Here is a 12,864-nt window from a genome sequence, read left to right on the forward strand (position 1 = left end):
CACAAATTTGCATCCACTATTTTTAATTGATCTAAATAAATGAAATTTCTGGTCAAGATCACTATGACTCCTATAAAAAATCAATCCTATAAACTCCTTCTTTTGCTACCGTTGGTTATTTGTGAGACTTTTCTACCGCTTAGCACTATAGCCCAAAACGCGCATCAGGCACGGGTAATAGATGAAAAAGGAATTGGGGTATCCTTCGCCAGCATCCTGATTGAACCAAGTGGAGAGATTTTACTTTCAGATGAAAGTGGTTATTTCACTTTTCACAAACCCCCGAAGGGTAGTTTAACATTCACCGTATCACATTTAAGCTTTATCGCCTTTGAAAAGAACATTAAAGCTTCCAGCCTGGAAAACCAGCTGCTTCTGATCAAATTGCAGCCCAAAAACATTGAATTAGATCAGGTCATCATTCGGGGAAAGTCCGAGGCCACCCAATTACGTGAGGCAGCATACGCCATAGAAGTCATTGAAGCCGAATCCTTTAAAAAGTCAAGTGTGGATGTTAATCAAATTCTTGGACGGATTTCCGGCGTAAATATTCGGGAAAACGGAGGCTTGGGTTCCAGCTTTAACCTTTCATTAAATGGCCTTTCAGGAAACCGGGTACGAACATTCATTAATGGCGTCCCGATGGACTATTTCGGTAATTCCCTAACCTTAAATAATTTCCCGGCCAATCAAATTGAAGCCATTGAAGTCTATAAGGGGGCCGTTCCCATTCATCTATCATCCGATGCCCTTGGCGGAGCAGTAAATATCAGCCTGAAGCAACAACCCATTACTTTTTTGGATGCCTCCTATTCTGTTGGTAGTTTCAACACCCATAAAGCCGCTGTAAACGGGCAATGGCACCACCCCAAAAGTGGCCTAACCTTCCGATTGAAATCATTTTACAATCAATCAGACAATGACTATAAGGTAAATGTCCATTTGTTGGATTACGAAACCGGTAAACTGGCCGAAGAAAGCACCAATGTGCGCCGATTCCATGATGCCTACCAATCAAATATGGTTTGGGCAGAAGCTGGCTTTCAGAACAAATCTTTTGCGGATGAATTGATGCTCGGCTTCCTGCATTCAGCCAATCACAATGAATTCCAACAATCTCCCTATGCCACCGGAATTTCCGCCTTCCCTACAGGCGAAGCATTTAGCAAAACCCAAAGCAAAATCGGGAACCTATCCTACCGAAAAAAAGGACTACTGACCAAGCGATTAAATGTAGCCGGATATGTCGTTTATGTCAGCGGACAGGATCAAATGGTCGACATAAGCCCTCACCGTTATGACTGGTTTGGCAACTATGAACCCAATGTGCATCCCACCACAGGAGAGATGGGACGCAAAACCAACTTCCAGCTGAATCGAGAAAACTGGCTGGGCAATTTCAATACTGAATACAGTTTGGGTGAACACCATGGTTTGGCCTTTAATTACTCCCTAAATCAACTCTCCGTACAGGGAGAAGATGAATTCCAGCCACAGAACAACACCCAATTTAGTGAACCTAATGAGGTACGAAAAGACGTGTTGGGATTATCCTATTCGGTTAAAGCCCTTCATGACAAATGGAAAACAAATGTTTTTGGCAAGAAATATCTATATGAGTTAAATGCGGTAGAGGCATCCTATGATGGCAGCTCTTCCGAAGAAGTCAGAATTTTTAAACAAAACAATGGTTTAGGGATCGCCAGTACATACGTTTTTGGTGACATCCAATTGAAGGCTTCTTTCGAAAAAGCTTATCGTTTTCCGGAGTATTATGAGTTGTTCGGGGATGGACTGAATGTAATCCCGAACCAAAATCTACAAGCGGAAGAAAGTCAGAATTATAACCTGGGATTCCGGCTAAATAAATTGGGAAGCCACAGTATCCGGGCGGAGCTGAACACTTTCATGCGCGATACCAAAAACTATATTCGTTTTGAACCGCGAATGAACCGAAGTCGATATATTAACGACGAGGCAGTTTTGGCCAAAGGCCTTGATCTGACCTTAAACTATGCTTATGATAATACCCTTAATGTGAATTTTTCCGGTACTTATCAGTCTCTCAAAAATAACGATAAAGCCTCCGCGCTTTACCAGGACAGAATCCCGAATGAACCTTACCTCTTCGGAAACCTGTCCCTGATCTATCAGCTGCCGCTGGATGACCGAAATGAACTTTCCTTTGCTACCACTCATCGCTATGTTCATGAATTTTATTTCCAGTGGCCCTCCATTGCCAACCAGGACAGCAAAGCGGTAATCCCCTCCCAGTTGACGCATAATATTGAATTGACCTATGTCAGGAAAAAAGGGCGATTGAGCTTCTCCTTCCTGATCGCCAACATCATGGACGCGGAAGTTTTTGATAATTTAAATCAGCCCAAACCCGGAAGAGCATACAGCTTAAAAAGCAGAATTTACTTACAGAAAAACCAATAAAATCATGAAAAAACAAACTACTTTTCTTCTATCCGTCCTTTCTTTAACCGCTGTATTATTATGGAGCTGTGAAAGTGATGAAACTGCTACACCAGACCTAAAAGAAGCACAATTTGTTGTGGCTGTTGAGGCGGCTACCGGCACCGATGTATTGCTGACCGTGGATGACCTGACAACCGGGGAAATCTCACCTATGGGTCAGGGCGTAGAACAACCCGCCTGGATGACTTTCTTTAGTGGTGGTGACCAAATTATTGCCACCGGATACACCAGTGACAATATCTCCACTGCCTATAATTTAGGTGCTGATGGTAACCTGCTTACCGGTGAAACATTAATTACCGACCAGGGCATTTATGCTGCTACCAGCGCGGATGAGGAGGTGATGTTGGCCGTAGGTACCACCCGCGCCGGCTATGAAGACCGTACCATTTATGTGATCGACAAAAACAATATGGCCATTTCCAAAAGAGTACTGACCAGAATTGATGAGCGTCAAGAAGAAGGATTGGTCGCCTTCCCCACCGGCATCTACCGCAGAGGAAACCAGGTTTTTCTTTCTTATTACTTGATGGGTTCGGGCGAGGAAGGTGGTATTCCTGCCTTTGCCACACCTAATTCCAACCAGGCCCGGATCGCAGTTTACAGTTATCCTGATTTAGTATTTGAAGGCCTGATCACGGATGACCGCACTTCAGACATTGGCGTTTACACCGCAGTCACGGCCATTCAGGAAACAGAAAACGGAGACCTTTATACCTTCTCCACCTCCAGTAATGCTTCGGGCTTTTTCCCAACCCCCACAAATCCATCTGGCTTCTTGAGAATCAAAGCCGGAGCATCAGATTTTGATGAGGACTACTTCTTCAACTTTGAGCAAGCTAGTGGTGGATTGAAAATCAACAATGCCATTTATGCCGGTAATGGCAAAATGGTAGTGCGTACCATCACCGACGATTCTGGTCTTTGGGCGGCATATGGCCCTAATACCGAAACACCAATTTGTGGATTGGCCATTGCTGACCTAACTACAAAAACCGTCACCGTTGTTAACGATGTTCCATTACATGGAGGAGAATGGGGAATGGCTCACTTGGTACATGAAGGCAAAGTATATATTAATGTATCGGACAGCAGGGGTGGTCATATTTATCAGGTAGACCCAGAAACCGCAACTGCCGAAAAAGGTGCGCATATTGATGGCCATTATGCGAAAGGGATCTTTGTATTAAATAAATGACCCGGGTAAAGGTCTTCCTTTTGAAAACCTAAAGGCCCTCAATGGCTACACCATAAAGCGTCAAGATCAAAAAAGTACCGCTTCATTATCCTATTCAATTCTGTAACCGGGGAAGGGAAACCTTCCCCAATTTCGCATTTGCATGACTTTCAAGAAATTTTTGGGTCAATTACACCTTATCCTTGGCCTGATGACCGGTTTGGTCGTTTTTATTGTTTCCATCACTGGATGCATTTACGCCTTTGAACATGAGATTCAGGAAATCAGTCAACCCTACCGCTGGGTGAAAGAAAAAGGAACCCAAATGCTTCCTCCCTCCAAAATCAAAGAAATTGCATTGGAAGCTACCGATGGTATGTTGGTCCGTCGAATTTATTATGAACATCCCGAAACCAGCGCCATCGCCCTGCACTATGCCGATGATGCTCCCTACTATTACCTTACTTTCATCGATCAGTATACCGGAGAAGTATTGAAGGTCAAAAATCTGGAAAAGGATTTCTTTACCATTATCCTCTACCTCCACATCAGCTTGTTACTCCCCTATGGAAAAGAAATTATCGGAGTATCCACCCTGCTGTTTTTAGTCTTACTGATCAGTGGACTATACCTTTGGTTTCCACGCAACAAAAATAAAAAAGCCGTACGGCAAAAATTCAAAATCAAATGGAAAGCCAGTTGGAGGCGTCAAAATTATGATCTCCACTCCGTATTGGGTTTTTATGCCTGCTGGATTCTAATTTTCTCCGCTATTACCGGCCTGGTCTGGTCTTTCGAATGGTTTGAAAAAAGCTATTATTATTTACTCAGTGGTGGAGATCATTTAAAAAAGAGCGAACTACAATCCAAAGTTAAAGAGGAAGCTTCGATCAATACGCCGATGGTGGACCGGGTCTGGCAAAAAGTATTGGCTGACGACCCCGAAATTTTAGGTATCACCATCTATCTTCCCATAAGCCCGGAGGAGGTCATCACCACTTATAGTAGCCCTGATTATGGCACTTATGGTCGGTTGGACTGGCGCTATTTCGATCAGTTTACCATGGAAGAATATCCCGCTTTGGATTTCCGTGGCCGGCACGAAGACGCCACGGTTGCACAAAAAATAATGAAGCTCAATTACGACATTCACACCGGAGGGATCCTGGGCCTTGCCGGAAAGTTTCTGATGTTCTTCGCGAGTCTCATCAGTGCAAGTCTGCCCGTTACAGGCTTTTTACTATGGAGGGGGCGAAGTAAAAAGAAGCGCCAAAAATCCTCGCATAGGCAAGAGAAGATCTACTCATAAATAAAATAATAGACCATCGACTTCACTTTGGTCTTTCCTATTTCACCTCTCATCGACCCAAACTAACAAAACCAACTATAGCGCAGCCCACATCTGATCGCAACCACCTACCTATTGTAGAACAACCACCTCTTCATAATATAGTGCTCCATCAAAAATCATAAACTCACCAAGCTCCAAAAGAGCACTTGCTGGCGAAGGCCCCTTTCCACAACAATGGGATTCATTATTTTTTGTTAGAATCCCAACATTAGGTTACTATAAAATCATTGCTGTAATTGAATATTAATATTTGAATGAAAAAAAATTCAATGAATAAAAATCTTGACCTATGCGAAATATAACGCTACTATTTTTTTTTAACACTACTCCCACTAAAAATTGCCTTTGCCCAACCACTAACGCAGGAGGAAAAACTAGAAGACTTCCAATTTTTATTTAATTCCATTAAAGAAAACTACCCCCTATTCGGGGAACTCGAAAGAACGCATGGAATCAAGTGGCTGGAAAAAGAAGAAGAGTTCCGTAATAACATCATTAACACGACTAATGATAAGGAATTTATTATTGCCGTATTTGATATATTAAAACAATTGGAAAGTCAGCACACGGATCTTTTCCCCACCATAAAAAGAAATGCATTTCTTGAAATCTATAAAACTGCCGGAGAAGAACGTGCTCACTGGCGACGAACGCTGGAACAGGGAAATGACTATTGGAGTGAATTATTAGGAGTAGAAGACAAACCCTTTACCTCCAAGGACGAACAGCCCTATCACCCTGAATCACTAAATTGCGCTATCCTTGATACCGGAAACGTGGCGGTAATCAAAATAAGGTCTTTTGATACTTTCCAGATAGAGCAAGACATAGAACGCATTGAGCAATTTCTCCCCACCATTGAGGATTATCCACATCTGATCATTGACATTCAAGATAATGAAGGAGGAGATTCTCATTACTGGAAAGATCATCTGGTCCCATTACTCTCTCATGAAGACCAAGAATACAACGCTTTATACGCTATCCGGAAAAGCGATTTCCTGAAAACCTATTTCAGCACGATTGATCTAAAAAAAGAAAAATTTAAATCCCTACAGCATTTACCGGCCTTACCTCCGGAATTAAACGCCAAAGACTTTGATTTCTGGTCAGAAAGCATCACCATCAAAGGAAAACGGACGCGCCCCTATCAGGGAAAAATCTATTTACTGGTCAACAAAGGGGTATTCTCCTCGGCAGAGGGCTTGGCGGTTTTTTGTAAGTCCAGCCATTGGGCGACCGTGGTAGGAGAAGTAACTGCAGGAGATGGGGCCGGCTCGATTGACGCCGTCATTCAAATGCTACCGAACAGCAAGATCATGTTCCGGTATACCGGAGAATTGGCCCTCAATCCGGATGGCAGCTCCAATACGCAAATGAAAACGACCCCTGATATTGTAATGGAGGGAAAGGATAGTGAGGATCGCCTACAAAATTTTGTTAAAACCCTTACTGCAACAGTAAATTAACTATAAGTTACCTTCAAAATGACGGCCGAAAAATGACCATGGGCATCCCCAACCATCTGAAGGACTAAGCTCCTCCTGGCTACTAAAAAGGTAAGCTAATTTCCAAAGCGGAATGGCTTGCCTTTTTATTTTTAGAAGCTAATCCGAATTGAATATGCTTCAAATGAATTGATTCGAATTATACATTGTAAAACCACTTTGGCGGCAAGGCGGGAAAAATGAAGGAATAGTTCCCTATTTCCATTTTTTTCCATCGAAGCAGATGAATGAGGAGAAAGCAAGCTAGCCTAAATTTGAACTATTCATAAATCAGTAAATACAACCATATTGGATTGAAAACAAACAACTTAATAAAAGCCACTAATTTTAGCGATGAATAATTCGGTTTAAAATATTTCACCTTGGATACACATTTCCTTATGAGATAACGCTCATCAGGGAATCCATGATTAGCTCCCCAGGTTAAGCATAAATCCAACATCAAATGAAAAACCTCCAGGAGCAATGAAACCTGCTAAGGCATTGGTGGAACTATTCCCCTCACCTGAAGTCATGGTATATCTTTGATTGTCAAAGGCAATCCCGTGCCCCAATTCAATCATAACAGAGAAACGGGAATTGGTTCTAATTTTTATACCAGTATTTAAAACCAGTGTATTATTAGCATGAATATCGTAATAACCATAAGTAGCATCGTACCCATCGTTATAGGTTACTTCCAAATCACTAAATCCATTATTGCGATAAAACTGAGCCCCTAAAATAGGCTGAACGTAGCGTCCGGAAAGCAAAAAATAACGCATACCTAGGCCAAATTTCCCTCCGGCCAAACCAGTTCCTATGCCCGCGTTTAATTGAAAATCTTCCGTCGCCAAATACCCCAACTCCACTCCATTGGAATAGGTAAAACCGGAACCTAAATGTACTCCCAACAACCATTTCGAAGCAGGCTCATATTGCGCGTGCGCAAAATTAGTGATCATAAATACGCTAAAAAATATCAATAACTTTTTCATCATAAGAATTATTAAATAAATAATATTCAAATAAAATAAAAAAACCCATCATAGTAAAATGATGGGCTTCAATAACAAAAAGTTATCTCTTTAAATCAGTATCAATTAAACAGATACGTTGTTCTCACGCAATGCAGAGTTCAAAGATGTTTTCTTATCAGTAGACTCTTTACGCTTACCAATGATCAATGCACATGGCACATTGAAAGTACCTGCTTTGAATTCCTTCGGCAAAGTGCCTGGAATAACTACTGAACGAGGAGGCACATAACCACGGTATTCTACCGGCTCGTCACCTGTAACGTCAATGATTTTTGTAGAACCTGTTAAGGTAACGTTCGCTCCCAAAACAGCCTCGCGACCTACGCGTACTCCTTCTACCAAAATACAACGAGATCCGATGAAGGCGTCATCTTCGATGATTACCGGAGCGGCTTGTAATGGCTCCAAAACACCACCTACACCAACACCACCGGAAAGGTGAACGTTTTTACCAACTTGTGCACAAGAACCAACGGTTGCCCAGGTATCTACCATAGTACCGGAACCTACACGCGCGCCAATGTTCACGTAAGAAGGCATCATGACCACACCCGGAGACAAATAAGCACCATAACGCGCTACTGCGTGAGGTACTACACGCACACCCAAGTCAGCATAGTTAGTCTTCAATTTCATTTTGTCGTGGAACTCCAATGGACCTGCCTCCAAAGTTTCCATTTTACGCAATGGGAAGTAAAGTACTACTGCTTTCTTTACCCACTCGTTAACTTGCCAATCGTCTCCTACAGGCTCAGCAGTACGCAACTCACCTTTATCCAACATTTCGATCACCGTCTCAACAGCTTCAACCGTTTTTGGATCTTCTAAAAGGGAACGATCATCCCAAGCCTTATTTATAATTGACTTTAATTCTTCCATTCTTATTATAAGTGTAATTTTTGTGATTGGACGCCGCAAAATTAGGGAAAAGGAGAACCCTACAAAATCTTGGCTAGGGCTTTTCCTTCAAACAAACAAAAACTGAAATTCAATTCAAAAATATAACAAGCATTCTCCTAATTATACCAGCAAAACCTCACAAAAATCAAGTTAAGAGAAATTTCAAAGCCATTTTAAGGGTAGTTCAAGCCCAAACCTTCTAAAAACGCCCCGATATTTGTTTCATCAATAACAACAATTGTTTTTTCTATATGAAGGACATAAATCCCATTGAGCCGCCAAAGCCATGCTGGAATAATACAATCTACTCTTAAATGCAAACCATCTTTTGTTATATTTATAACTCGAACGATTGAATTTATACTCATTAGAACAATTCCGTTTCCATTCCTGACAAGCCACTACCTTTGCAATTGAATAACACGACATAAACACAAAAGAATACATGTTAGCGTTGATTAAAATCAGCCCGGTCTTCTTGCTTGCGGCAATGATGATCTCCGGGATGGATGTGCTGTTGGCTGCTCCGATTGCTACCCTTTATGCTGCAGTGGTAGCGTATTTCTCAGAAAAATTAAATTTCAATCAGGTGCTCAATGCCGCCGTAGACAATGTGAAAGAGATGCAGATGGTCTTTTTTATATTAATGGCGGCCTATGCGATGGCCGAAGCATTTATGGCCACAGGCGTAGGAGCCTCCATCATAAACCTGGCGCTGGAATTAGGCGTAACCGCTCAAAGCATCGCGATGATTGGCCTCGTGGTGACCGCCATTTTATCCATTGCCACAGGTTCTTCCTGGGGAACTTTTGCGGCTTGCGCACCCGTATTCCTTTGGCTGAACCATATATTAGGTGGAAATGTGGCCCTGACCATTGGCGCCATTGCAGGCGGCGCTTGTTTTGGAGATAACATCGGATTGATTTCCGACACCACCATTGTCAGCTCCGGCATCCAAAAAGTAGAGGTGATTGATCGCATTCGCCATCAGGGAGTGTGGTCAGGCCTGGTGCTATTGCTTGGCGTGATTGCCTTTGGCATCAGTGGTTACACCATGGACTTACCTACTGAAACGGCAGACGCCACCTCTGCCATTGCGGCCATTCCGGAAAGTGCCTGGACCGCCTTAGAAACGGAAAGAGCCTCTGCCGTGGCATTGCTCAATCAGGTAAAAGAAGGCATGGCCTGGTATATGACGATTCCATTAATATTGGTTTTAATCGCCGCCATAAAAGGATTACCTACTCTGGCCTGCTTGTTTATCGGGATTATCAGTGCGATGGGCTTCGGACTTTATGAAGGCACCGTTGAATCTACTGCCGCTTTTGGCCAATTGGTTTATGATGGCTTCTCCGGTGCGGGATCCTGGGTGATCGTGATGATGATGTGGGTGGCAGCCTTTGGGGCATCATGAAAAAGATCAACGCCTTTGAACCCTTGTCTTTATTGGTGGTCAGAATTTCAACTAAAGTAAGACATTTGATGACCGCCAATGGCGTATTGTCTATCCTGGGTAATGCGGCTTTGGCAGATGAGATGGCCCAGATCGTGACGGTAGGACCGATGATTAAGAACCTGGTGGATGACAATGTGGAAGGTAGTGAAGAAGATTTATACAAATTGCGATTACGCAATGCGACCTTCTCCGATGCCCTGGGGGTATTCGGCTCGCAACTTATCCCCTGGCATGTTTATATTGGATTCTATGTCGGAATTGCCACGGCAGTCTACCCAAAGGAATTTTACCAATTTGATCCGATCAGCATTATTCAATACAATTATATGGCGATGATAGCGGTGGCTACCATCCTGATTGCTACTTTCACGGGCTGGGACCGCTTTATTCCGCTGTTCCAATTGCCGGCAGAGCCTAGTGTTCAATTAAAGAAAAATATAGCCATAGAAGAAAAGGCCCCTTTGGTGGAAGAGGTGATATAACGAGAATTAATCATTGCTAAATTTCGAATTGCTCATTAATAGCGCTGCTATGCTCTCAAAATAATCGGGCATCGCTTCTGCAATAATCAAATTTTCGCTGCGAATTTCGGCCCTTAAACACGTTAAAAACGAAGATTTAAGCCGGATTATTCATGCATCAATGCTCGTTAGGCTGCCAGGCGGAAAAAACGAAGGAAAAGTTTCCTATTTCGAGTTTTTTCCAGGGAAGCAGATGAATGAGGAGAAAACAAGCCTACCCAATTTTGGGCTATCAGAAATTTGGCAGACTAAATTATAACTGATTAACATACGGCTTCTTATGGCACACTCTGATTCTAGCGGTGAAAAATTCAGGCTAAAGTATGAATCATCCGGATTAAGCGACACCACAAAAATTTAAATAAAAGCAGTCTTTGGGCTGCTTTTTTTATTTTCAATTTTATCAACATTGGCAGGATTTCTTGCCTGAACTATTTATTCCCATTTTTTTCTATTTACTTACCTGTTGGAATTGGAATCCGCATTGACAAGCGAAAAAAAACTGAAATTATTCGTCTATGGCCACACTTGAGCAGTCTCTTGAAAAACACTTTGGTTACTCCGACTTTCGTCCCGGACAGAAAAAAGTTATTGAAACCCTTATGCGGGGAGAATCGGCTGGCGCCATATTTCCTACCGGATCCGGTAAGTCCATGTGTTATCAATTACCGGCGATTTTATTACCCCATTTAACGGTGGTGGTATCTCCCCTACTGGCTTTGATCGAAGACCAACTGAAGTTTCTTCATGCTAAAGGTATTGCCGCCACTCGAATTGATTCCACCCTGGATCCTAAAGAGGCTAAACAAATTGCAGCAGACTTAAAAGCGGACCGATACAAGGTCCTGTTTATAGCGGTGGAGCGCTTTAAGAATGAAAGGTTCCGAAATTTCCTGAGCCAGCTAAAGCTTTCCATGCTGGTGATTGATGAGGCCCACTGTATTTCGGAATGGGGACATAACTTTCGTCCGGATTATATCAAATTACCGCAGTATAAAGAAACCTTCCAATTCCCACAGGTACTTTTGCTCACGGCTACGGCCCCTCCAAAGGTTTTTGAAGATATGGGCGAGAAATTTGACATTCCGCTGGATAACTTCTCGGTTACCGGCTTTCACCGCCCAAACCTCATTCTTAATGTCCGGCCTTATAATGATGCAGATCGACAGGAAGCCATTATTGACTATTTGAGGCAGCATGTGGAAGAATCTGCTATTGTTTATGTCACCCTGCAAAAGAATACCGAAGATCTTGCCCGTATTCTGAGAGAAAATGGCATCAATGCCACCGCTTACCATGGCGGAATGCCTTCAGACCAACGGAAGGAAATTCAGCAGCAATTCATGAGTGGGGATAAAGATGTGATTGTGGCTACCATCGCCTTCGGAATGGGTATTGACAAAGCCGACATCCGCCATGTCATTCATTATCATCTGCCCAAATCTATAGAAAATTATTCTCAGGAGATTGGCCGTGCCGGCCGTGACGGGCAGGAATCCCAGTGTATCATGATGGCGGATGAAAGTAATTTTGCCCTATTGGAAAACTTCATCTATGGAGACACCCCGGACAAAGAAGCCGTAGCACGTGTTTTACGATCTATTGACCGGGCAGAGAATAATTTATGGGAGCCCAAGATTTATGACCTTTCCTATAATGCCAACTTCCGCCCAACGCCGCTGCGCACCATGCTGGTCTATTTGGAAAACGAAGGGATCATCACCCCTTCTCATTCCTATTTCTCCGAATACAAAATAAAATTTGTAACACTCAAGGAAAATGTGCTGCGCAAATGCGCGCCGGAGCAGAAACCCCTGATCGAAGCCATTTTCAAAAGTAGCAAAATGGCCCGCATGTGGATGACCATAGACTTTGAGGCCATTGAAAAACATTACCCTCAGGGAGATCGCAAAAGTGTTATTGCCGTGCTCGAAAGCCTGCAACAGCAAAGCCTGATCAAAATGGAGGCGAGTAAAATGAAAGAAGCTTTTGAAGTGAACTGGCCGGAACGCTATTCTATAGAGGAAATGACCGACCAATTGTATCAGGTATTTTTGCATAAAGAGATTGCGGAAGTAGATCGCCTGCATGAAATGGTAAACTTCTTTAAGTCGCAAGGCTGTCTGAGTAAAAAATTATCCCTTTACTTTGGTGAAAACACCGATTGGGAAAGCTGCGGTAAATGCAGCTATTGCCGTGACCAAAAGGCAGCCGTATTCCCTGAGGGCGCCTTTTCCGATAATTTTGAGGAGCTCGACAAAGCAAATATTCTCACCAAAGCAGAAAAACTGGCCGGCAAACTGGATGCCCGACTGATGACCAAATTCCTTTTGGGCGTGAGCATGCCGAAATTTTCCCGCCTGCGCAATAAAAAAACAGCCGGCTATGGTCTTTTAGAAACTTATCCTTTTGATAAAGTACTCAAGTGGATTGAAGAAGAAGAATAAA

10 protein-coding genes are annotated in these 12,864 nt (G+C 42.9%); 7 read left to right on the plus strand and 3 right to left on the minus strand.

Annotated features, from left to right (window positions below; translation table 11 throughout):
- The first annotated feature begins 63 nt into the window (after window positions 1–63).
- The 4 genes from NG22_RS08775 to NG22_RS08790 all read left to right on the plus strand — a co-directional run bounded on the left by NG22_RS08775 (window position 64) and on the right by NG22_RS08790 (window position 6,481).
- Window positions 64–2,442, plus strand: coding sequence for a TonB-dependent receptor plug domain-containing protein (locus tag NG22_RS08775; protein ID WP_172674355.1), 2,379 nt, complete (start codon window positions 64–66; stop codon window positions 2,440–2,442).
- Window positions 2,443–2,446: 4 nt separating this feature from the next.
- Window positions 2,447–3,682: a DUF4374 domain-containing protein gene (locus NG22_RS08780; protein WP_053405405.1), complete on the plus strand. Its 1,236-nt coding sequence runs from the start codon at window positions 2,447–2,449 to the stop codon at window positions 3,680–3,682.
- A gap of 142 nt (window positions 3,683–3,824) precedes the next feature.
- Window positions 3,825–4,970: a PepSY domain-containing protein gene (locus tag NG22_RS08785; RefSeq protein ID WP_053405406.1), complete on the plus strand. Its 1,146-nt coding sequence runs from the start codon at window positions 3,825–3,827 to the stop codon at window positions 4,968–4,970.
- A gap of 593 nt (window positions 4,971–5,563) precedes the next feature.
- Entirely contained in the window at window positions 5,564–6,481 is a 918-nt protein-coding gene (locus NG22_RS08790; RefSeq protein WP_053405407.1) for a S41 family peptidase, read from the plus strand.
- Between the two features lie 449 nt (window positions 6,482–6,930).
- On the opposite strand, the gene NG22_RS08795 is transcribed toward NG22_RS08790, so the two are convergent.
- The 3 genes from NG22_RS08795 to NG22_RS17785 all read right to left on the minus strand — a co-directional run bounded on the left by NG22_RS08795 (window position 6,931) and on the right by NG22_RS17785 (window position 8,807).
- On the minus strand, window positions 6,931–7,500 hold the full coding sequence (locus tag NG22_RS08795) for a hypothetical protein (RefSeq protein ID WP_053405408.1): 570 nt from the start codon (window positions 7,498–7,500) through the stop codon (window positions 6,931–6,933).
- A gap of 102 nt (window positions 7,501–7,602) precedes the next feature.
- Window positions 7,603–8,418, minus strand: a complete 816-nt coding sequence (locus NG22_RS08800; protein WP_053405409.1) for a 2,3,4,5-tetrahydropyridine-2,6-dicarboxylate N-succinyltransferase — start codon at window positions 8,416–8,418, stop codon at window positions 7,603–7,605.
- A 194-nt stretch (window positions 8,419–8,612) separates the two neighbouring features.
- The gene (locus NG22_RS17785; protein WP_157600954.1) at window positions 8,613–8,807 is read right to left on the minus strand and encodes a hypothetical protein; all 195 of its coding nucleotides are present in this window, start codon (window positions 8,805–8,807) and stop codon (window positions 8,613–8,615) included.
- Window positions 8,808–8,884: 77 nt separating this feature from the next.
- Between NG22_RS17785 and NG22_RS18015 the strand changes: the two genes are divergently transcribed.
- From NG22_RS18015 to NG22_RS08810, 3 genes are all read left to right on the plus strand, one after another.
- The gene (locus tag NG22_RS18015; RefSeq protein WP_216597611.1) at window positions 8,885–9,853 is read left to right on the plus strand and encodes a Na+/H+ antiporter NhaC family protein; all 969 of its coding nucleotides are present in this window, start codon (window positions 8,885–8,887) and stop codon (window positions 9,851–9,853) included.
- Window positions 9,850–10,377 carry a hypothetical protein gene (locus tag NG22_RS18020; RefSeq protein WP_216597612.1) on the plus strand — a complete coding sequence of 176 codons (528 nt, stop codon included), beginning with the start codon at window positions 9,850–9,852 and terminating at the stop codon, window positions 10,375–10,377. Before NG22_RS18015 ends, NG22_RS18020 begins: the two co-directional genes overlap by 4 nt.
- Window positions 10,378–10,934: 557 nt before the next feature.
- Entirely contained in the window at window positions 10,935–12,863 is a 1,929-nt protein-coding gene (locus NG22_RS08810; RefSeq protein ID WP_053405410.1) for an ATP-dependent DNA helicase RecQ, read from the plus strand.
- The last annotated feature ends 1 nt before the right edge of the window (window position 12,864 follow it).

This window comes from Persicobacter sp. CCB-QB2, assembly GCF_001274635.1.
Classification (GTDB): Bacteria; Bacteroidota; Bacteroidia; order Cytophagales; family Cyclobacteriaceae; genus Persicobacter; species Persicobacter diffluens.

Excerpts from the sequence above, each read along its gene's own strand:
- NG22_RS17785 (WP_157600954.1), bottom strand. The coding sequence starts at position 8,807 with ATGAGTATAAATTCAATCGTTCGAGTTATAAATATAACAAAAGATGGT.
- NG22_RS08780 (WP_053405405.1), top strand. The coding sequence starts at position 2,447 with ATGAAAAAACAAACTACTTTTCTTCTATCCGTCCTTTCTTTAACCGCT.
- NG22_RS08775 (WP_172674355.1), top strand. The coding sequence starts at position 64 with ATGACTCCTATAAAAAATCAATCCTATAAACTCCTTCTTTTGCTACCG.
- NG22_RS08785 (WP_053405406.1), top strand. The coding sequence starts at position 3,825 with ATGACTTTCAAGAAATTTTTGGGTCAATTACACCTTATCCTTGGCCTG.
- NG22_RS08800 (WP_053405409.1), bottom strand. The coding sequence starts at position 8,418 with ATGGAAGAATTAAAGTCAATTATAAATAAGGCTTGGGATGATCGTTCC.
- NG22_RS08795 (WP_053405408.1), bottom strand. The coding sequence starts at position 7,500 with ATGATGAAAAAGTTATTGATATTTTTTAGCGTATTTATGATCACTAAT.
- NG22_RS18015 (WP_216597611.1), top strand. The coding sequence starts at position 8,885 with ATGTTAGCGTTGATTAAAATCAGCCCGGTCTTCTTGCTTGCGGCAATG.
- NG22_RS18020 (WP_216597612.1), top strand. The coding sequence starts at position 9,850 with ATGAAAAAGATCAACGCCTTTGAACCCTTGTCTTTATTGGTGGTCAGA.
- NG22_RS08810 (WP_053405410.1), top strand. The coding sequence starts at position 10,935 with ATGGCCACACTTGAGCAGTCTCTTGAAAAACACTTTGGTTACTCCGAC.